Annotated in this window: 18 protein-coding genes; 14 read left to right on the forward strand and 4 right to left on the reverse strand. The window is 71.6% G+C overall.

Features of this window, described 5'->3' with window-relative positions; all coding sequences use genetic code 11:
- Window positions 1–56: 56 nt before the first annotated feature.
- Together ACIPSA_RS27280 and ACIPSA_RS27285 are read right to left on the reverse strand one after the other, a co-directional pair.
- Window positions 57–179: a hypothetical protein gene (locus tag ACIPSA_RS27280; RefSeq protein ID WP_402638939.1), complete on the reverse strand. Its 123-nt coding sequence runs from the start codon at window positions 177–179 to the stop codon at window positions 57–59.
- Window positions 176–1,309 carry an amidohydrolase family protein gene (locus tag ACIPSA_RS27285; RefSeq protein ID WP_402638941.1) on the reverse strand — a complete coding sequence of 378 codons (1,134 nt, stop codon included), beginning with the start codon at window positions 1,307–1,309 and terminating at the stop codon, window positions 176–178. The genes ACIPSA_RS27280 and ACIPSA_RS27285 overlap by 4 nt, the downstream gene beginning before the upstream one ends.
- A 465-nt stretch (window positions 1,310–1,774) precedes the next feature.
- Between ACIPSA_RS27285 and ACIPSA_RS27290 the strand changes: the two genes are divergently transcribed.
- The gene (locus ACIPSA_RS27290; RefSeq protein WP_402638943.1) at window positions 1,775–2,500 is read left to right on the forward strand and encodes a GNAT family N-acetyltransferase; all 726 of its coding nucleotides are present in this window, start codon (window positions 1,775–1,777) and stop codon (window positions 2,498–2,500) included.
- A 30-nt stretch (window positions 2,501–2,530) separates the two neighbouring features.
- Here the strand turns inward: ACIPSA_RS27290 and ACIPSA_RS27295 are convergent, their stop codons facing one another.
- Window positions 2,531–4,597 carry a SpoIIE family protein phosphatase gene (locus tag ACIPSA_RS27295; RefSeq protein ID WP_402638945.1) on the reverse strand — a complete coding sequence of 689 codons (2,067 nt, stop codon included), beginning with the start codon at window positions 4,595–4,597 and terminating at the stop codon, window positions 2,531–2,533.
- Between the two features lie 272 nt (window positions 4,598–4,869).
- On the opposite strand from ACIPSA_RS27295, the gene ACIPSA_RS27300 reads away from it, so the two are divergent.
- From ACIPSA_RS27300 to ACIPSA_RS27360, 13 genes are all read left to right on the forward strand, one after another.
- Window positions 4,870–5,451 (forward strand): hypothetical protein, encoded by a 582-nt coding sequence (locus tag ACIPSA_RS27300; RefSeq protein ID WP_402638947.1) that lies wholly within the window; start codon window positions 4,870–4,872, stop codon window positions 5,449–5,451.
- Between the two features lie 196 nt (window positions 5,452–5,647).
- Complete coding sequence (locus ACIPSA_RS27305) at window positions 5,648–7,765, forward strand: glycoside hydrolase family 27 protein (protein WP_402638949.1); 2,118 nt, start codon at window positions 5,648–5,650, stop codon at window positions 7,763–7,765.
- 264 nt (window positions 7,766–8,029) lie between these two features.
- Window positions 8,030–9,322 carry an ABC transporter substrate-binding protein gene (locus ACIPSA_RS27310; protein WP_402638951.1) on the forward strand — a complete coding sequence of 431 codons (1,293 nt, stop codon included), beginning with the start codon at window positions 8,030–8,032 and terminating at the stop codon, window positions 9,320–9,322.
- A 2-nt stretch (window positions 9,323–9,324) separates the two neighbouring features.
- Window positions 9,325–10,221: a carbohydrate ABC transporter permease gene (locus tag ACIPSA_RS27315; protein ID WP_402639308.1), complete on the forward strand. Its 897-nt coding sequence runs from the start codon at window positions 9,325–9,327 to the stop codon at window positions 10,219–10,221.
- Entirely contained in the window at window positions 10,221–11,144 is a 924-nt protein-coding gene (locus ACIPSA_RS27320) for a carbohydrate ABC transporter permease (protein WP_402638953.1), read from the forward strand. The genes ACIPSA_RS27315 and ACIPSA_RS27320 overlap by 1 nt, the downstream gene beginning before the upstream one ends.
- Window positions 11,141–13,252 (forward strand): alpha-galactosidase, encoded by a 2,112-nt coding sequence (locus ACIPSA_RS27325; RefSeq protein WP_402638955.1) that lies wholly within the window; start codon window positions 11,141–11,143, stop codon window positions 13,250–13,252. Before ACIPSA_RS27320 ends, ACIPSA_RS27325 begins: the two co-directional genes overlap by 4 nt.
- Before the next feature lie 52 nt (window positions 13,253–13,304).
- On the forward strand, window positions 13,305–14,063 hold the full coding sequence (locus ACIPSA_RS27330) for an SDR family NAD(P)-dependent oxidoreductase (RefSeq protein ID WP_402638957.1): 759 nt from the start codon (window positions 13,305–13,307) through the stop codon (window positions 14,061–14,063).
- Window positions 14,064–14,112: 49 nt separating this feature from the next.
- Window positions 14,113–14,874, forward strand: coding sequence for a FadR/GntR family transcriptional regulator (locus ACIPSA_RS27335; protein ID WP_402638960.1), 762 nt, complete (start codon window positions 14,113–14,115; stop codon window positions 14,872–14,874).
- Complete coding sequence (dgoD, locus tag ACIPSA_RS27340) at window positions 14,871–16,016, forward strand: galactonate dehydratase (RefSeq protein ID WP_402638963.1); 1,146 nt, start codon at window positions 14,871–14,873, stop codon at window positions 16,014–16,016. The genes ACIPSA_RS27335 and dgoD overlap by 4 nt, the downstream gene beginning before the upstream one ends.
- A gap of 5 nt (window positions 16,017–16,021) precedes the next feature.
- On the forward strand, window positions 16,022–16,807 hold the full coding sequence (locus tag ACIPSA_RS27345; protein ID WP_402638964.1) for a hypothetical protein: 786 nt from the start codon (window positions 16,022–16,024) through the stop codon (window positions 16,805–16,807).
- Between the two features lie 26 nt (window positions 16,808–16,833).
- A complete protein-coding gene (locus tag ACIPSA_RS27350) occupies window positions 16,834–17,469 on the forward strand; it encodes a bifunctional 4-hydroxy-2-oxoglutarate aldolase/2-dehydro-3-deoxy-phosphogluconate aldolase (protein ID WP_402638966.1) in 636 nt (211 codons plus the stop codon).
- Complete coding sequence (locus tag ACIPSA_RS27355; protein WP_402638967.1) at window positions 17,466–18,371, forward strand: SMP-30/gluconolactonase/LRE family protein; 906 nt, start codon at window positions 17,466–17,468, stop codon at window positions 18,369–18,371. The genes ACIPSA_RS27350 and ACIPSA_RS27355 overlap by 4 nt, the downstream gene beginning before the upstream one ends.
- Window positions 18,372–18,382: 11 nt before the next feature.
- The gene (locus ACIPSA_RS27360) at window positions 18,383–19,366 is read left to right on the forward strand and encodes a sugar kinase (RefSeq protein ID WP_402638970.1); all 984 of its coding nucleotides are present in this window, start codon (window positions 18,383–18,385) and stop codon (window positions 19,364–19,366) included.
- Window positions 19,367–19,470: 104 nt separating this feature from the next.
- Here ACIPSA_RS27360 and ACIPSA_RS27365 read toward each other — a convergent pair whose 3' ends face one another.
- The gene (locus ACIPSA_RS27365) at window positions 19,471–20,505 is read right to left on the reverse strand and encodes a sulfotransferase family protein (protein ID WP_402638972.1); all 1,035 of its coding nucleotides are present in this window, start codon (window positions 20,503–20,505) and stop codon (window positions 19,471–19,473) included.
- Window positions 20,506–20,770 lie beyond the last annotated feature (265 nt).

Below are 20,770 nucleotides of genomic sequence, written 5' to 3' on the forward strand. Positions count from 1 at the left end.
GGTGGGCTTCCCCGGCCCGCCCGCTGCATCCGGCGCCACAGTGCCGGGGCGCGGAGTCAGCTCTTCCGGTTGTTCATCGTGCGGATCGTCCGGGTCTTCCCGTCGAGGGTGTCGAGCGTCCAGGTGTTGATGACCTTGCCGTCCCGGTCGCGGAAGATCGCGCCCGGGCGGCCGTTCACCCGGTGCCGTTCCAGGACGCCGCCGATCCGGACGCACGTCGGGGGGAGGGCGGCGAGGACCCGGGACACATGGCCGGCGCCGAAGAAGCCCCTGGCCCACCGCGAGGCCTGCCGCTTCCTTCTTCGGCAGGGACCGGACACGCCCAGGTGGCCATGTGGGTCAGTCCGGCCTCGTGCCGTCGGCGGTGCCGCTGTGGTGCAACTCGTCGGGTTTGTGTGGGACTTCGGACGGCGGGGGAAGGCTCCGGCGTCGCGCAGCTCGCGGACGATGTCGATGAGCGCGCTGACGGCGGGATGGCTGGTGGCATCCGAACTGGCAGGTCCTCCACCTGGGCCGCGCCGGTCAGGCCGAGCGCCGAGATCAGCGCCCGCACCCGGGTGCTCAGCGCCCCCGCCTCTCGGGCGGCCAGAAGCACCGCGTAGTCCTCGGGGGTGACCGCGCAGTCGCGCACGGTGCCGATGCCGGTGGCGGCGTACTGGCTGGTGGCCAGGCGCAGTCCGTCGATGCGCCGGGTCCGGTCCGGGGCCGGGACCAGGTGCTCCACCAGGCCCAGGGCGTTGTCGATCAGCCGGCCGTCGAGCCGGCCGTCGGCGTCGCGGCCGATGACACCGCCCGGCGGTACGGGGGTGTCCTCGGTGATGCCCGCCAGGCGCAGCGCGTACGTGTTGACGACGTCGTTGTGGCCGCCGCGCTTGACCAGGACCGGGTGCCGGTCGGTGGCCTGGTCGAGTTCGGCCGCGGTGGGCATGCGCCGCTCGGCCAGATTGAGTTCCTGCCAGTTGGTGGTGGTGCGGATCCACTCACCCTCGGGGGTGGTCCTGGCCCGCTGTCGGATCAGGTCCAGGAACTCGGGGATGGTGCGCGCCTGGTGGACGGGAACGTCGTGCGCGCCGAGCGCGGCGAAGATCAGGTGGGTATGGGTGTCGTCGAAGGTGGGCAGCACAGTCGCACCGGGCAGGTCGTGGACCGCGGTGCGCGAACTCACCACGTGGTCAAGGCCGTTCGGGTCGGGTGGCAGGGCCGCGATACGGTCCCCCCGCACAGCCAGCGCCTGCTGCGGGGCCTGGCCGGGCACCAGGGTGTGCACCGCGGCGGCCCGGATCAGCAGATCGGCTCCGTGATCGGTCATCGTCTTCTCCCATCGCCATCTCGACGTTGTGGTTCGGTTCGGATCGGATCGGGTCAGGGGTCGCGGGTGGCCGAGCTGGGTCCGTGCCCGGCCGGACCGGTGGTTCACCACGTCCGCTGGCACAGAACGTTGTACGGTCCCTCAGCTGATCCATGTACATTCGGCGGCGCTCAGTGCTGGAAACACGTCAAAGAGGCGCCTTAGTATGCAGATCATGCGTCAAATGCTCGACGATACTGGCCGCAGGATCTCGGCCACCGCTCGGCTCGGCACGAAGGCGATCGCCCAGCCAGGCCGGGGCGTCAGTGATCGGATGGCGTTTTGGCCGGCAAACCATCCCGCGAACTCACCGGAGACCAGCTGTCTCTTGAGGGCAGGCCCCGGGGCGATGCCGTGCCGGTGGCGTTAGACTCCGGCCAGCGCCGAGCCCGGCCCAGTCGGCCGTGGGGTTCTCCAGGGGGACATGTGGTCTGGTCACGTTTGCGTCGCGGGCGGGCCAAGTCCAAACTGCCGCTGCCTGGCGTGTGCGGGCATCGGCGGCACACGCTGCGCACGGAGCGCCTCCTGCTCTACACCCCGGAGACATGGCTGGACCTCGCGGCTGCCCTGGCCGCCGCCGCGGACCCGGAGGCTCAGCGGTGGCTCGGGTGGGACAAGAACATCCTGACTGACGCACAGGCTCGCGAGACCTTGTTGCAACTGCGCCCGGGCGACACCGACGCCCTCCGTTCGTCCCCGTTCGCCCGAAGCCTGCTGGTTCGTCCCGTCGAACCGCGCGCCGACCTGGCAGAGACACTGGTCGGCGTACGCCTGAGCGACGGCAGATACGCCGGGACCACGGAACTGCATCCCGGCACCGGGGAGATCGGCGGATGGCTGGCTCCCCATTCACGCGGCCAGGGACTCGGGGCGGAGCTGTTCGGGGCCGCCGCGCTCCTCGGCCACGCCCACCTGGGGCTGGAGACGGTGCGGGCAGGTCACGAGACGACGAACACCGCGTCCGCTCGGGCGCTGGCCGCCGCCGGTTTCGTCGCGGGCGACGGGCCGCCACGCCACACCCTGGCGGACGGCCGAGAGATCGACTCCCTCTGGCTGCGGCACACGGCCACGGGGCCGACTTCCCGCTGCCGCGGCGCCGGACCGGTGATGACACACGAACGCGCGGAGGGCTCGGATGCCGAGGGGTATTAGGGGAGGACACCTATGTGGATCTCCACCCCGTCAGCGGGGCCGGGCGAGGAGGACGGCGACGTCGTCCTGTGAGGGGGTGGGGAGCAGGTGAGTGAGGAGATGGTCGCGGGTCTCCTCCAGCGTCGGGTTCGGTGTGCGTAGTGCTCGGGCCAGCTGATCGAGGCCGTGCTCCAGGTCGGTGTTGTGCTTTTCGATCAGTCCGTCGGTGTAGAGGGCGAGCAGGGTGCCCGTCGGCAGAGGGACGTGCTCGGTGTCGAAGGGATCGTCCACGCAGACGCCGAGTGGGGTACCGCAGGGGGTGTCGAGGAACCTGACCATGCCGTGCGGGTCGGCGAGGGCGGGTGGAGGGTGGCCTGCTCTGGCGATCAGGCAGCTGGACGTGGTGGGGTCGTACACGGCGTAGGCGCATGTTGCCAGTTCGCAGTCGCCGAGGTCGGCGATGGTGCTGTTCAGGTGCCGCAGCAGATGGCCCGGTGGCACGTTGTGGCAGGCCAGCGTGCGTGCCATGACACGCAGTTGGCCCATGACCGCTGCGGCTCTGATGCCGTGGCCCATGACGTCGCCGATGATCAGGCCGGTCCTGCCGCCGGGAAGCATGAGTACGTCGAACCAGTCGCCGCCGACTTCGTTGTCGCTGCTGGCGGGCAGGTAGCCGCTGGCCAGCTCAAGCCCCGGCACGGTGGGCAGCGGCCTGATGAGACTGCGTTGCAAGGTGAGGGCCGCTTCGCGGCGGCTGGCGTACAGACGGGCGTTGTCGATGTTCAATGCGGCCCGTGCCACCAGTTCGTCGATGAGGACGGTGTCCTGTTCGTCGAACGGTTCACTGCGGGTGCGGGTGGCGATCACGAGGCCCAGCACCCTTCCCCGGGCATCCAGTGGGACGACGCGCGCCCAGCCCGGCGCCCCGGAGGCGAACAGGCCGCATCCCGGGTCGGCCGGCACGGCCCTGAGCGCCGGCAGCGGCAGCGGGACCGTGCGGGGACGCCCATCGGCGAGAGACGTCGCGTACACCGAATCCGGAGGGACACGATAGGTGGCCTCGGGTGCGGACTGCTGTGTCGGGGCGGCAGAACCGGGCCCTGCCACGGCCAGGCAGTGCAGCAGGCCGTGCGTGGATACACCGACGTCGTCGGGGGCCAGAACGCCCTCCAGCAGGAGCACCTCAGCGTGGTCGGCGAGCTGGGGTACGAGCAACTGTGCCAGTCCGTGAGCTGCCTGTCGAAGGTCCAAGGTGGTACCTATGCGCTCACCGGCTTCGGCCAACAACGCGAACCGCTGACGGGCCCGCTGGGCCCGCACGTGGTCGGCCTGTCCCTCGGTGATGTCGATGACCGACGCGATCACGCCCAGTGGCTCGTCGTCGCTGTCGGTGAAGGCGGCGTAGGAACACGACCAGATCCGGTCCCGGTCCGGATTGGCCGCTGTGCGACCGGTCCGGAGGTCGACCACGGCGCGGCCGGTGTTGAGGACCTGTCGCATGGAGGCTTCCACTGCCTCGTGATTGATACCGGGCACTATCTCGCCGATGTGCTTGCCCACATGCCCTTCCGAGGGCACGCCGTTCATCGCTGCAAGCGCGTCGTTGACCCGCACGTAACGCAGCTTGCGGTCAAAGAGTGCCAGGCCGATCGGCGACTGGCTGAACAGGCCCTCCAGGGCGGCCAGCGAGTCCCGCATCCGCACCACGGCAGAGGTCTCGGCGGCGATCACCAGCGTGCCGGGTCGCCCCTGGGGATCGAGGATCGGAGAGATCCACATCTCCATCTCGACCAGATGCCCGTCCCGGTGCCGCACCGGATACGCCCCCACGACGGTCTCTCCGGCACGGGTCCGTGCGATCAGCTCGTGCGCCAGTTCTCTGTTGGGTTCCGGAACCAGCAGGGGAACCCCGTCCTGGCCGAGCATCTCGTCGGCCCGCCAGCCCAGCAGATCCTCCGCAGCCAGCGCCCACTGCCACAAACGCCCGTCCTGATCGTTGGCCCATACCGCCATGGGCAGCAGGTCCCGGAACACCCCTGGGTGTCCGACCAGTGGCTGAGTGTGTACACCGGCACCACCAGTGGAACCCGATTGCTGCTCGTCCACGGTGTCAACCATGAAAAGCCCTCACTGGCCTGAAGGGAGGACGGAACCTTTCGTCCGGCGGTCACCAGTTGTCAGCTCGTCTGGCGGTCGCCAGTCAACAGCGATCACAGTCCGCAATGGCCAAACGATAATATATCGGCGCATTTCTATCCATCCCCTGCGGCAGCGCCCGGTCTGCAAGCCCCGGCCAACCGGGCGGGGTCTCCGGGCCGGTCCGGCATGGCGCCATGCCGAGGCGCATCGTGCCCGGATGCTGATGGCCTCCGAACCGTGCAGGAGAGGCCATGGACGACCGCCCCAACCTTCAAGAAACCCGCCGATCGGCAACCCTTGGCGCCGGCCATGACGCTTCCGGTCAGCCGGGGGTCATCGGCATTGCGCTTGCCGCCGTGCTGACGGCCGCACTCGCGCAGGGTTCCTGGCAATGGTTCGCCACCTACATCGGGGTGACGCTTCTCGCGGTGATCTTCTCCTTTTATCGACTGCCGACATGGAAACCCGGCCTCGGCTCCACGTACGTGCGGAATCTGATCGCGTTTTCGCTGGTCGTCGGCCTGTGCGTAGCGATCACGCTGGCCCCCGTGCTGCAGCGCTCGGCGTGGTTGTTCCCGATGCCGGGCACCCGAAGCACATGTCCCGAGCTGGGCAGGTACGAGGGCATCCAGGCGGAGGCCGCGCTGGCGCACCTGGTCGGACGCGACAGACTCGCCTTGGCCCGCGCGCAGGAGGTCAAGATCCATGACGCCGTTGCTGACTGCCTGTCAAGTACTACGACCCTGTGGCTGCCGGCATACGCGCTCGGGGCGGCCGTACTGGTGGGTCTGGGCTCGTGGAGCCTCGACCGAGCTCGGGTGAGGCGAGGGTAGATCGTCTCCATCAAGATCAAGTGGTGCCCGCATCACCGTGAGATCCCGTTTTTAAGTTAATTAGCAATTAATATTGACAGGCCTGAGGGGCCCGGCCACAGTTTCCGCCGTGGCACCGGCGCCCGGCACGGCCGGAGCACTGTGCCCGGAACACCCCAACTCTCGGGAGACATCAGTGGCTTCGCATCGTGCAGGGATGGCGCGACCGCGGCGGACCGCGGCGGCGCTCGGTGCCGTGGTGCTGGTCGGGTCGGCAGCTCCGGCGGCACACGCCGCGGACGCGGTCGACCAGGGCGCGCCGCAGTACTACGACAGCGGTCTCGCCCCCACGCCGTACATGGGATGGAACACTTACTACGGGCTCGGCGCCCCGACGGAGGACCAGGTCGAGAAGGTCGCCGACTACCTCGTCAGCAGCGGGCTGCGCGACAGCGGCTACAACATCGTCTGGCTGGACGGCGGTTGGCAGGCCGACCAGCCGCGCGACCCGCAGACGGGCCGACTCGTGGCCAACCCCACGCGCTTCCCCTCCGGCATCCCGGCGTTGGTGACGTACCTTCACAAGCGCGGCCTCAAGGCGGGCATCTACACCGACGCGGGCGAGTACGACGGCGGCAAGTGGTGCGGCCTCGGCAGTCGCGGCCACTACAAGGAGGACGCCCAACAGTTCGCCGGGTGGAAGTTCGATGCCGTCAAGGTGGACTTCCTCTGCGGCATCGGCGCCAAGCTCGACCCGGGCCCCGCCTTCAAGGAGTTCAGCGACGCCGTCGCCAAGACCGGGCGGAAGATGCTGCTCAACCTGTGCAACCCGCTCACCGACGACTGGGGCATGTCGCACACTCCCGAGCAGGACGCGCACAACACCTTCGTCTACGGCCCGACGACCGCCGACTCCTGGCGCACCGGCACCGACATCGCCTGGGGCAACCCGACCGCGGGGGAGTGGCCGACCGTCCTGCGCAACATGGACGCCAACGCCTGGCACCCCGAGGCCCAGGGCCCCGGGCACTGGAACGACCCCGACTACCTCATCCCGATGCGCAAGCTCGCCGAGGGCGGCTACGAGCTGAACGAGGAGGAGTCCACGACGCAGTTCGTGATGTGGGCCGAGATGGCCTCGCCGCTGATGCTCGGCAGCGACCCGCGCACCCTGCCGCAGTCGATGATCGACACCCTGCGCAACCCCGAGATCATCGCCGTCGACCAGGACCCGCTGGGCATCCAGGGCGCCCGCGTGGCGAACGACTCCGTCGGCGACGTCTACAGCAAGGTCCTCAAGGGTGCGGGCAAGCGGGCGGTCGTCCTGCTCAACCGCTCCGACCAGGCGCAGGACCGCACGGTGACCTTCGCCGACGCGGGCCTGACGGGCAAGGTCGCCGTCCGCGACCTGCGGGCCCGCACCTCGCGCGGCACCTTCAGTGGTTCGTACACGGTGCGCGTCCCCGCGCACGGCACCGCCTTCCTCAAGCTCACCGGCACCGACGACGCCCCGGGCGCGCAGCTTTCCGGCCGCTCCTCGGCGAGCCCGGCGCTGGTGCGCGACGGCGACACCGTGACTGTTTTCACTCGCGGCACGGACGGGTCCCTGCGTGCGCAGACCGCGCGCGGCGGTGACTGGTCCAAGGCCCGGACCACGGACCTGGGCGGCCCGACCTACGGCCGCATCCTCGGCCAGCCCGCCGCATACGCCTCCGCCGGCGGCAGGATCGACGTCTTCGTCCGCGGCACCGACGACACCGCCTACCGGCGCGTCTACGCGAACGGCCACTGGGGCCGCTGGCAGAGCCTCGGCGGCACGCTGACCGACGCCCCGACCGCAGCCTTCGCCGGCCCGGACGACTGGACGCTCTTCGCCCGCGGCGCTGACGGCAAGCTGTGGTCGCGCGGCCCCGCCTCAGGGTGGACCTCGCTGGGCGCGCCGCAGGACCGGGCGTTCTACGGGCGTCCGTCGGCCGTCGTGGACGACGCCGGACGGCTGCATGTGGCCGTACGCACCCCTGACGACTCGGTGTGGTCTCGGACCCGCGACACCTCCGGCGCCTGGTCGGACTGGACGGCGCTGGGCGGCACGGTCAGTGGCAGCCCGACCCTGGTGGCCTCCGGCGGCACGGTGCACCTGTACGCCCGCGCCGGTGACTACACGCTCTGGCAGCGCAGTTGGACCGCCGACGGCGGCTGGGCCGGCTGGTCCAAGGAGACCCGCTTCGTCAGCGGCGCCTTCGACGGCTCTCTCGGCGGCGTCGCGGGACCCGACGGCCGGGTGCTCGTCGCCTTCCGTGGAGTGGACGGACGCGTCCACCAGACCTCCCTCTGAGCTCCGCGCGATCGTTCCAGCTCACCCCGCTCCACCATGCCTCACCCCGCTCCACCCTGTCTCACCTGCGTCAACCCGTGCCACCCGGCACCGACGGGTGTGCCTCCGGGCCTTGCTCGGCCCAGGGGCACACCCTCCGAAAAATAAATTAGTAATTAATCTTGACGGCATGCGGACCCCCGCGACAGGCTGTGCCTGCCGCACCCAGAGCCGGGCCGTCAGGGGGCCTCAGCTCCGTTCCGTGGGCACTTAGGGAGTGCACAGATGACCGACTTCAACGCCACCCGCCGCAGATTCCTCGTAGGAACAGGCGCAGTCGGCGCCGGCGCACTGCTCAGCAGCTGCGTCACCCAGAGCCCGTCCGCCTCCGGAGGAAAGTCCGGCGGACCGGTGACCCTGCAGTCCAACCTCTCCTCCCCGCAGGCGAAGACCGCGATGCAGGCGATCGTCGCCGCCTTCGACAAGCGCGGCGACGCCAGGGCGGAGCTCAACACCGTCGCGTCGGAGACCTTCCGCACCCAGCTGCCGACGTACCTCACCTCGGCCAACCCGCCGGACGTCTACACCTGGTACCCCGGCTCCGTCGCCGAGGCGTACGCCAAGAAGGACCTGCTCCTCGGCCTCGACGACATATGGGAGAAGCCCGAGCTCTCCGGCTACTCCGCCGCCCTGAAGAAGCTGTGCACCTCGGCCTCCAGCGGCAAGAAGGTCTTCGTGCCCACCAGCTACTACTGGTGGGGCATGTTCTACCGGAAGTCCAACTTCGCAAAGTGGGGCGTCCAGGAGCCGAAGAACTGGGACGAGTTCCTCGACCTGTGCGACAAGCTCAAGAGGAAGGGTGTCGCCCCGATCGGCCTCGGCGCCGGTGGCGACACCCCCTGGGTGGCCTCCGCCTGGTTCGACTACCTCAACATCCGCGTCAACGGCGCCGCCTACCACCGCGAACTCCTCGCGGGCAAGCACCGCTTCGACGACCCCGAGGTCCGCAAGGTCTTCGACAAGTGGGACGAGGCCCGCCCGTACTTCGACCCCAACGGCACGGCGATCCCCTTCCAGGACGCCACCACCGCCCTCCTCCAGGGCCGCACCGGCATGATGCTCATCGGCACCTTCTTCGCCGACGCCGCGCCGAAGAACGCCCTGGGCGACCTGGACTTCTTCCAGTTCCCGATCATCGACCCGAAGATCCCGGTCGCCGAAGAGGCGCCCACCGACGGCTACTTCGCCAGCGCCCGCACCAAGCGCGCCGACGGCGTCAAGGAGCTGCTGCGCTACCTGGCCACCGCCGAGGCGCAGGAGCTCTACCTCAAGAGCTCGTCCGGCACCACGCTGCCGACCCACCCCGACGCCAAGGACGCCGGCACCCCGCTGGTCCTCAAGGGCCGCAAGCTCATCGAGAGCGCCACCGACCTGACGCAGTTCTTCAACCGCGACTCCAGCGACGCCCTCCAGCCCACCGCCGACAACGCGCTGGTGCACTACCTGGCCAAGCCCAAGCAGATCGGCTCCATCCTCACCACGTGGCAGCGCAGCGCACAGAAGATCTGGAGCCAGTGACGATGGCGCTGATCGGCTCCACACGACGGTCCAGGGCCACGCGGGTGCCCCCGGTGGTCCTGGCCTTCGTCCTCGTCCCGCTGCTCGCCGAGGCGTTCTGGGTCTTCCGGCCGGCCCTCCAGGGCTTCTACCTCTCCCTGACCTCCTGGGACGGCCTGGCGGCCCCGAAGTTCGTCGGCCTCGGCAACTTCAGCGAGATGCTGCACGACCCGGTCTTCCGCACCGCCACGACCAACACCGTGCTGTGGCTGCTGCTCTTCGGCGGGCTCTCCGCCGCCCTGGGCCTCGGTGCCGCGCTGCTGCTCCAGCAGGAGCGGCGCGGCATCGGGTTCTACCGGGCCGCGCTCTTCCTGCCGGTGGTCTTCTCGCTGGTCGCCACCGCCCTGGTGTGGCAGGCCATGTACCAGCCGGACGGCCTGATCAACAACACACTGGAGGCCGTCGGCCTCGACGGCTGGAAGCACGCCTGGCTCGCCGATCAGGACACCGCCTTCTACGCCGTGATCGTGCCCGCGCTGTGGCGCCAGGTCGGCTATGTGATGGTGCTGTACCTGGCCGGCCTCAAAGGCATCGACCCCGCGTTGTTCGAGGCGGCCAAGGTCGACGGCGCCTCGCGCTGGCAGCAGTTCCGGCACATCACGCTGCCGCAGCTGCGCAGCGTCAACGCGGTCGTCCTTTCGGTGATCATCATCGACTCGCTGCGCTCGTTCGACGTCGTGTGGGCGCTCACCCGCGGCGGCCCGTACCACTCCTCCGAACTGCTGAGCACCTACATGTACTCGACCGCGTTCCAGTCCCTGCGCCTGGGTTACGGCTCCGCACTCGCCGTCGTCATCTTCGTGCTGGCCTTCGGTGTCATCGCGAGCTACCTCGTGCGCGCCTTCCGGGAGGCCGACTGATGACCGCCACCCACGCCACCGCGCGCGTCAAGGACCCGGCCGGCCGCGACGGCGAGGTCGGCAAGGGCGCCGCCGCGGCGCCCCGCCGGCCCGTCCTGCGCGGCCGCGCCCTGCGCACCACCGGCTTCCACCTCACCGCGGGCCTGCTGTCCGCGCTGTGGCTGCTGCCGATCGCCCTCGTCCTGGTCACCAGCACCCGGACCTTCGACGACATCGCCGCGCACGGCGTCGGCAGCTGGCCCCACTCGTTCACCTTCGACAGCTTCCGCCAGGCGTGGGTGGACGGCGGCCAGCAGCGCGCCCTCATCAACAGCATGCTGGTCACCATCCCCACCGTGCTGCTCTCCCTCGGCCTCGCGTCCATGGCCGCCTTCGCGCTCAGCCGCTACGACCTGCCGTTCCGGCGCGTCCTGCTGCTGCTCATGCTCGGCGGCAACCTGCTGCCCCCGCAGATCCTGCTCATCCCGGTCTCCAAGCTCAGCGAAGTCCTCGGCATCTACGACCACCTGTACGCCCTGATCGGCGTACAGGTCGGCTTCGGCGTCGGCTTCTACGTCTTCGTGCTGCACGGCTTCATGCGGGCGATCCCCGGCGAGATCCAGCAGGCCGCCGTGATCGACGGCGCGAACCCGTGGCAGGTCTACTGGCGGATCATCCTGCCGCTGGCCCGCCCGGCGCTGGCCGCGCTGAGCGCCCTGTCGTTCACCTGGATCTTCAACGACCTGCTGTGGGCCATCACGGTGCTGCGCACCGACAGCCAGATGCCCATCACCGCCTCCCTCATCGGACTGCAGGGCCAGTACGTGTCCATGTGGAACGTCATCGCGGCCGGCTCGGTGATCGCCGCCGCCCCGACCGTGGCTGTCTTCCTCCGTTTCCAGCGCCACTTCGTGGCCGGCCTCAACCTCGGAGCCGTCAAGTGACCGCGCACGAACGGTGGCTGCTGCGCACCGACACCACCACCTACGCCGTCACCTTCGGCGGCGACGGCCGCTGGGCCGAACTCGCCGCCTGGGGGCCGCACGGCGCCGAGGACGGGCCGTCGCCCCTGGACCTGTCGCGCCGTACCCACTTCATCACCCCCGCCGACGCCGCCCCGGCCGAGTACATCCCGTACGGGCTGCGGCCGTTCACCGGCGCCGACCTGATCGCCTCCCGACCCGGCGGCGACCGCGGCAGCTGGTGGCGGTTCACCGGCGCCACCCCGGACGCCGACCGGGCGCTGCGCCTGGAGTTCACCGACGACCTCCTGGGGCTGCGCACCACGCTGTGCTACGAGACGGTGCCCGGTACCGACGTCGTCCTGCGTTGGACGGAGCTGACCTGCACCGGCCAGGACGAGGTGCGCCTGGAACGCTTCGACTCCGCCGCCGTCAACGTGCCCGTCCAGGGCGGCGCGCGACTGACCTACCTGGCCGGCCAGTGGTCCCAGGAGTTCCAGCTGAAGGAGGTGGAACTGGAGCGCGGGCGCTTCGAGATGGAGAGCAGCCAGGGCTCGGCCGGGCACGCGTACCACCCGTGGCTCGCGATCCAGGACGCCGCCGCCCGTGCCGAGGGAGCCACCCCCACCTACGGCATCGCCCTGGAATGGTCCGGCAACTGGCGGATCACCGCCGACGCCGAGCCCGGCGGCGCGGTGCGTGTCCGTGCCGGCCGCGTGCCCCACGAGGGCGCCGTCCGTCTCGCCCCCGGCGCCACCCTCGTCACGCCCCGGCTGGCCTGCGCCTTCAGCCCGGACGGCCGCGACGGCCTGGCCCGCGTCTGGCACCGCTACGAGCGGCACCTCGCCGGCGAGCGCATCGACCGGCCCCGCAAGGTCCTCTACAACCCCTGGGAGGCCACCGGCTTCGACGTCGACGCCGCCGGGCAGCTGGAGCTCGCCAAGGCCGCCGCCGATCTGGGCGCCGAACTCTTCGTCGTCGACGACGGCTGGTTCACCGGACGCCCCGACGACACCGGCGGCCTCGGCGACTGGGACCCGGATCCCGCCGAGTTCCCCGGCGGATTCGACCGGTTCGTCGAGGACGTCCGCGCCCTCGGCATGGACGTCGGCCTGTGGGTCGAACCGGAGGGCATCAGCCCCGGCTCCAAGCTCTACGCCGAGCACCCCGAGTGGGTGTACCGGATCGAGGGCCGGCCCATGACGCTCGTACGCAACCAGCTCCTGCTCGACCTCGGCCGCGAGGACGTCCAGGAATTCGTCATCGGCACCCTCGACCGGCTGCTCGGCTCCCACGCCATCAGCTACCTCAAGTGGGACATGAACCGTCCGCCCACCGAGCGGGGCCGCCCCGGCCACCCGGCCGGTCCCGACCCCGAGCACCAGGACCTCGACGCCGCCCACGTCACCGGCTACCTGCGCGTCCTGGACCACCTGCGCACCGCCCACCCGCACGTCACCGTCGAGGGCTGCGCCGGCGGCGGCGCCCGCGTCGAGCACGCCACCCTCGCCCGCACCGACGTGGTGTGGCCCAGCGACAACACCGCACCCATGGACCGGCTGCGCATCCAGTACGGCTACCTCCACGCGCACGCCCCGCACACCATGAGCTCCTGGGTCAGCGACGCCCCCGGCGTCTTCGACCCGCGCCCCCGCTCCCTCGCCTTCCGGTTCGTCCTCGCCGGCGCCGGAGTCCTGGGCGTCGGCGCCGACATACGCCACTGGACGCCGCAGCAGCGCGCCGAGGCGACCGAGTGGATCGCCCGCTACAAGGAGATCCGCGACATCGTCCACCGCGGAGAGGTGAGTCTGCTCGGCAGCCCCGCCGACCCGACCTGCGGCATCCAGTACGAGGAACCGGGCGGCGCCCGCCTGGTGGTGACGGCCTGGAACACCGGCCCGCTCGACGGCGCGCCCCTGGTGCCCGGCCGGCCCGCCCGGCTGCGGCTGCGCGGCCTGCGGCCGGACGCCGGCTACACCGATACCGCGACCGGCACCCGCTACAGCGGCGCCCACCTGCTGCACTTCGGGTTGCCGTTCGGCTGGACCGCCGGACACGACGCGGAGTTGACCGTCTTGGTCCGAAAATGACGCCACCGGCAGAATCTGCACCCCACCCTTGGAACAGGAGACGAACCACCCCATGAACCCAGCGGCCCGCTTCACCAACCGCGTCGCGGTCGTCACCGGCGCCGCGTCGGGCATCGGTGCGGCCTGCGCGTCACGTCTGGCCGCGGAGGGCGCGGCTGTCGTCCTCGTCGACATCGCCGCGGAGCGCGGCGAGGAGACGGCCGAGCGGCTACGGAAGGACGGCGCCCGCGCCCGGTTCGTCGCCGCCGACGTCGCGAGCGAGGACGACTGGCGGCGGGTGATGACCACCGCCCACGACTTCGGGCCGGTGGGCGTCCTGGTGAGCAACGCGTACACGGTGGCGGTCGCTCCGGTCCACGAGACCAGCCTCGCCTCCTGGGAGCGGCAGCTCGCGGTCAACCTCACCGGCGCCTTCCTGGGTGTGAAGGCGGCGCTGCCGGACCTGCGCGAGCACCACGGGGCTGTCGTCCTCGTCTCCTCCGTCCACGCCCACCGGGGCATCCCCGGACACCCGGCGTACGCGGCGAGCAAGGGCGCCCTGCTGTCGCTGTGCGGCCAGCTCGCCGTCGAGTACGGACCGGACCTCCGCGTCAACGCGGTGCTGCCGGGGCCGATCCTGACCGCCGCCTGGGACCGAGTCCCACCCGCCGACCGGGAGATCAGCGTCGCCGGGACCGCGGCCCGCCGCTTCGGCACCCCCGAGGAGGTCGCCGCCGCCGTCGCCTTCCTCGCCGCCGACGAAGCCTCCTACATCACCGGATCGAGCCTGCTCGTAGACGGCGGCTGGAGCGTCGCCAAGGACTCCGCCTGACGGAGACGACCGCTCCCGCCACCGACCGACCAGCAAGAAAGGCAAACACATGACGCCATACGCGCGCCGCGGAGTGCACGGCCAGACCGTGGAGACACTCGCCCGCCGGGTGCTCAGCGGCGAGATCCCCGAGGGAGCGACGCTCGACATGGCGGCCCTGCAGAGCGAGCTGGACGTCAGCCTGACGGCCCTGCGCGAATCGCTGAAGGTGCTCGCGGCCAAGGGCATGGTCGACGCCCGGCAGAAGCGCGGCACCTTCGTCCGGCCCCGCTCCGACTGGAACCTGCTCGACGCCGACGTGCTGCGCTGGCAGTTCTCCGAGAGCAGCGGCGCCGGTGCCGACCCCGCGCTGCTGCGCAACCTCGGCGAGGTCCGCGGCATCATCGAACCCGCCGCCGTACGGCTCGCCGCGGCCCGGCGCACCGACGCCGACCTGGAGGCGCTGGAGAAGGCGCTGGCCGCCATGGGCAAGGAAGGCGGCGCGAGCCACGCCGTCGAGGCCGACCTCGCCTTCCACCGGGCACTGCTCGCGGCCACCCACAACGAACTGCTGGAACGCATGGAGATGGTCATCGAGTCGGGCCTGGCCCAGCGCGATCAGCTCGTGCACAGCGCCCCGCACAGCGAGGACCCGGTCCCCAGCCACCGTGCCGTCCTGGACGCCGTGCGCGACCGGGACCCCGACGCCGCGGAACACGCCATGCGCGCCCTGCTCGACCAGGCGACGCGCGATCTCGACAAGGTCAGTGGCCCGCACGCGCCCGAGGGCGCGGAGGGCTCCACCCAGCAGAAGGACGGCCAGTCACAGTGAAGATCGCGCGCGTCGAGACCTTCCTCGTCCCGCCCCGCTGGCTGTTCTGCCGTATCGAGACCGACGACGGCGTCGTCGGCTGGGGAGAGCCGGTGGTGGAGGGCCGGGCCGAGGTGGTGCGGGCCGCCGTGGAGGTGCTCGCCGAGCACCTGGTGGGCCAGGACCCCCTGCGCATCCAGGACCACTGGCAGGTGCTGAGCAAGGGCGGTTTCTACCGGGGCGGGCCCGTGCTCTCCAGCGCCGTCGCCGGCATCGACCAGGCCCTGTGGGACATCGCCGGCCGCGCCCTCGGCGTGCCGGTGCACACCCTGCTCGGCGGCCCCGTCCGCGACACCGTCCGGGTCTACGCCTGGGTCGGCGGCGACGAACCCGACCGGCTCAAGGAGGAGATCGCCGCCCAGGTCGAGGCGGGCTTCACGGCAGTCAAGATGAATGCGGCCGGGCGCACCCCGCCGATCGGCAGCCCCGCCGATACCGCCGCCGTCGTCGACCGGATCGCCGCCGCCCGCGAGGCCCTGGGCCCGTACCGCGACGTCGCCGTCGACTTCCACGGCCGGTTCACCGCCGCCAACGCGCGTCGCGTGCTCCACGAGATAGCCCCGCTGCACCCGCTGTTCGTCGAGGAACCCGTCCTGCCCGAACAGGCACACCTGCTCCCCGGGCTGGTCACCGCCTCGTCCGTGCCGCTCGCCACCGGCGAGCGGCTCTACGGGCGGCCCGACTTCCTCCCCGTGCTCACCGCGGGCGTCGCCGTCGCCCAGCCGGACCTGTCGCACGCCGGCGGCATATCGGAGGTCACCCGGATCGCCTCGCTCGCCGAGACCTTCGGAGCCCACCTGGCACCGCACTGCCCGCTCGGTCCCATCGCGCTGGCCGCCAGCCTCCAAGTCGCCTTCGCCACCCCCAACTTCCTCATCCAGGAGCAGAGCCGGGGCATCCACTACAACAAGGACGCCGACCTGCTGTCCTACCTGGTCGACACCGAACCCTTCCGCTTCGTGGACGGCCAGGCGCACCGCACCGGACTGCCCGGCCTCGGCATCGCCGTCGACGAGGACGCGGTCCGCGCCGCGGACCGGTCCGGACACGCCTGGCGCAACCCCGTCTGGCGGCACGCCGACGGCTCCTTCGCCGAATGGTGAGCGCCGTGCGGCTGCCCGTCCGCGTCACCACCGACCCGGACCACGGCGGGCGCTGGACGTCGCTGACCGCGGGCGGTCGCGAGTGGCTGTGGCACCGCGAAGAGCCCCGCCGCCGCGTGGTCCGGCCCGGTGACCCCTTCGCCGATGCCGGCGGGCTGGAGGAGTGCGTCCCCACCGTGCGCGGGCTGCCCGACCACGGGGACACCTGGTCGCGACCCTGGCGGAGGGCGGGGGAGGAGGACGTCGCGGACTGCCCCGACTTCCGCCTGACCCGGCGCATCGTCGAGGGAGGGGACGCGGTCGTCGTCGACTACACGCTCGCCGCCGAGCCCGGCTACCGCTTCGTGTGGGCCGCCCACGCCCTGCTGGACCTCTCCTCCGCCGCCCGGATCGGTGTCGTCGGACCGGCGGCGACCCGGCTCTATCCGGACGAGGGCGACCGCTGGGTCGCCGGCACCTGGCCCAGCGTCGACGGCGTACCGCTGGACCGGCTCGGCCCGGACGACGGGAGCGCCGTCGGGGCGGTCGTCCTCACCTCCCGGGTGTCCGTGCACGACGGCGCCGACACGCTGCACCTGTCCGTCGAGGCCGCCGGGCAGCCGGTCGCGGTCGCCCTCTGGCGCAACCTCGGCGGCTTCCCCCAAGGCGCGCCATACCGCTCGATCGGTGTCGAGCCGATGCTCGGCCGCGTCTTCGACCGCGCCGCGGCGGAGGACGGCGACACCGCCGTCGTGCCGCCGACCGGCGAGGTCGCCTGGCGGCTCACCGTCACCGCGACCCGCCACCCCTGAACCCCCATCACCAGAAGGGATGCCGGATGGACCTGCTCGCCGCGCTGCGCGCCCGACGGCTGCTCGCCATCGTCCGCGGCAGCGACCCGGACGCCGCGCTGACCACCGTGCTCGCCCTCGTCGAAGAGGGTGTCACCCTCATCGAGGTCTCTCTCTCCGGGCGCGACGCGCTGGACGTCATCGCCCGGGCCCGCGCCGCGCTCGGCCCCGACGCGACGCTCGGCGCCGGAACCGTCCTGTCCTCCGACGACGCCCGGGCCGCGCAGAAGGCCGGAGCGGCCTTCCTCGTCACCCCCGCCGTCAGCGACGGCATCGCCACCGGACGGGAACTCGGACTCCCGGTGCTCGCAGGCGTGATGACCCCCACCGACATCCTCCAGGCGCTGCGTCTCGGCGCCGAAGCACTCAAGCTGTTCCCGGCCGGCAGCGCCGGCGGCCCCGGATACCTGCGGGATCTGCGCGGCCCCTTCCCGGACCTGCCGTTCGTGCCCGTCGGGGGAGTGGACGCCGCGGCCGCCGCCTCCTACCTGCGCGCGGGCGCCACGGCCGTGGGCGTCGGGTCACCCCTGGTCGGCGACGCCGCCGAGGGCGGCAGCATCACCGCCCTGCGCGAGCGGGCCCGTGCCTTCCTGGACGTCGTCCGCACGGAGGCCCGCCGGTGACCGCGCCCACGGTCCTCGCCGCCGACCGCCTCGAACTCGGCGAGGGCATCCGCTGGACGGACGGACGCGCCGTCCTGACCGACATCCTCACCGGCCGGCTTCTCGCCGCACCCGCCGACCCCGGCGCGCCGCTCGCCCTGATCACCCGACTGCCCTGCCCCCTGGGCGCGGTCGCGCCGGTCGAGGGCAGCCCCGGCCACTGGATCGCGGCGGCGGGCACCGGCATCTGCCGCATCGACCCCGCTGGAGGCGTCGACTGGATCGCCCGTCCCGAGGACGGCGCCCCGGTGGCGATGCGGATGAACGACGGCGTCGCCGATCCGCACGGCCGGTTCTGGGCGGGCAGCATGGCCTACGACACGACCGAGGACGCCGGTTCCCTCTACCGCCTGGACCGCGAGGGCCGCGTCACCCGCGTCCTGCGGAACGTCACGATCCCCAACGGCCCGGCCTTCACCGCCGACGGCACCGTCATGTACCTCGCCGACAGCGCCCGGGGCATCATCCGGCGATATCCGGTCGACCCCGTGGGCGGCGACCCGGGCACCCCCGAACCCTTCGTCACCCTCGGCTCCGGTAGCCCCGACGGCATGACCACCGACATCGAGGGCTGCCTGTGGACGGCCGTCTGGGGTACCGGGCAGGTCCACCGGTACCGCCCCGACGGCAGCCTCGACCGGATCGTCGACCTGCCCGCCGGGCAGCCCGCGGGGCTCTGCCTCGGCGGCCCCGACGGCCGTACGCTCCTCGTCACCAGCGCCCACATCGGCCTGCCCGTCCCGAGCCCCCTCGACGGCGCCGTCTTCGCGGTCCGGGTGGACGTCCCCGGCGTTCCGGCCGCCCCCTACCGCCCGGCGGTCCCCGCCGTCCCGGCCTCGGCGGACCGCGCCGACACACCCTAGGAAGCCCACCTATGAGCACCCACCGGCCCCTGCGCCCCGGCCCCGTGGTCTGCGTCGGCGAGACCATGGCTGCCCTCGCCCCCGACCCCCTCGGGCCGTTGGACGGCGCCGACCTGCTGCGCGTCGACATCGCGGGCGCCGAGTCGAACGTCGCCCTCTACCTCGCCGACCACGGGATCCCCGCCCGCTGGGTCTCCGCGGTCGGCGACGACCCCTTCGGCCGCCGTGTCCGCGCCCGGATCGCCGCCGGCGGCGTGGATGTCAGCGGCGTCCGCACCGACCCGGGGCGGCCCACCGGACTGCTGCTCAAGGATCCGGGCCCGGGCGTGCAAGGCACCCGCGTCCACTACCACCGTGCCGGATCCGCCGCCTCGGCCCTCACTCCCGACGTGCTCGACGACCCGGCGGTGACGGACGCCGCGCTCGTCCACCTCAGCGGCATCACGCCCGCCCTGTCGCCCGGCTGCCACGCCCTCGTCGAGCGGGCGCTGCGCCCCGACCGCCCGTGGCCCGTCAGCTTCGACGTCAACCACCGCCCGGCTCTGTGGACCGGCCGCTCCGCCGCGGACGTCCTGCGGCCGCTCGCCGACCGGGCCGACATCGTCCTCGTCGGCCTCGACGAGGCCCAGGCCCTGTGGGGGGACGGGATCACCGACGCCGAAAGGGTCCGCGAACTCCTGCCCGGCCCACGCGTCCTCGTCGTGAAGGACGGGGCCCGCGCCGCCACCGCCTTCGTCGGAGCCACCGCCCACAGCGTGGCCGCCCTGACCGTGCGCGTCACCGAACCGGTCGGCGCCGGAGACGCCTTCGCCGCCGGTTTCCTCAGCGGCCTCCTGCGGCAACTCCCCGTGCACCGCGCCCTGCGGCTGGGCCACCTCACCGCGGCCTCGGCCCTGAGGGTCGCCGCGGACCACGGCCCGCTGCCGGACCCCGCCCTCGTCACGGCACTCCTGGACGCCGACGAGGAGACCTGGCGGACCGCCGTGATCGACTGATTACTCGATACCGGTCAACAGCGAAGGCCCTGTTCCTGCCGCCCGCTCGACACAGGGCCGTCGGCCCATGGCAGGGCGAGGGCGAGGGCGGGTCCATGGGACTCTCACTGGCCGGGGCGTCCCTGCAGAACGCGGGTGCCCGGGGCACAGCTGTCCCTCAGTTCGTCGAGTTCAGCGGCCGGCAGCTTGCGGGCGGAGCCGCGCCGGCTGTGGTCGAGCAGCGCGGATGCGATGTTCAGCCACTGGGGGAGCGGGGAAACGCCGATGAACGCGGCCAGCCGTGTCAGCTCTGCGGCGGGATCGTCGAGGAGGTCCTCATAGGCAAGCGTGGTGCGCTGGTCGGCGGGCAGCCGGCCGAGGAACTCCGAGCCCTCGGTGACGAGTTCGGACCACAGGGAACCGAACGTCCGCAGCGGGACATCTCGGTCGAGTACGAGGGCGGGGTCGAAACGCTCGTCGAGGAGCGGCGACAGATCCGCGGGCAGCGAGCGCGCGTGCGCGTCGGTCAAGTCGGCGAAACTGTCGATGCCGGCTCGTGCCTTGATCTCGCGCAGCAGAGAGATCGTGCGGTATCCGGGATGACGGCTCATGGACAGGGCGCAGTCCGGCCCGTCTCGGAACAGGTGCACGAACCTCGCGTCCGGGAACGCGGCCCGCAGTCTTGGCGCCCAGCCTGTCGAGTAACCGGAGCGTTCCACGACGGCGGTCCGTCCGAACCGCGCGCAGAGCAGACCGAACAGTGCTCGGTGGTGCTCGGCAGCGGTGCGTACGGGCCACCGCACCACCGCTGCGCAAAGTTCGTCGAGGAGCCCGTCCGGGTCGTCGCTCAGGTGGGGCAACACCATCAGGGAGAGCGCAGGAATACCGGTGGTCTTCGCCGTATACCTTCCGGGGCGGCGTGTGTAGAGGAACTCCGGCAGCGGCAGCCCGCTGCGGATCATCCGCTCGAAGTGCGGGGCGGGCCGGAAGAGCGACTGCCAGAACTCTTCACCGGTCACCTTCCCCTCGGGGAAGGCGGCGTCCCCCACGGAGGCCATGAACTCGTTGAGGCTCAGTACGTCAGGGTGGGAGTTGAGGATGCGTGACAGCGCAGTCGAACCGCTACGCCCCGTACCGATGACGAAGGTCAAGGAACGCATGCTCACCCTCCACAGCTTCGTGACACCCGGGACCGAGCCCCAGCTACCGGAGCACTATCCATGACCGCAACGTCTCCAAACGGGCTTTGCTGCAGGTTCCGCAGGATGTGCACGCCGAGTGATCGGACAGTCCCCGGCGATCTCGTGCTGCGCAAGGGGTACGTAGGTTGGCGTGGCCGGAGCCCATTCGAGCGCTGTTCCGTGTCGTGTCGCAGCGGCCGACCCGGCATACGCGGATACCGTTGTCAAAGCTCTATGCGGAGGG

It is taken from the genome of Streptomyces sp. NPDC086549, assembly GCF_044746205.1.
Lineage (GTDB): Bacteria > Actinomycetota > Actinomycetes > Streptomycetales > Streptomycetaceae > Streptomyces.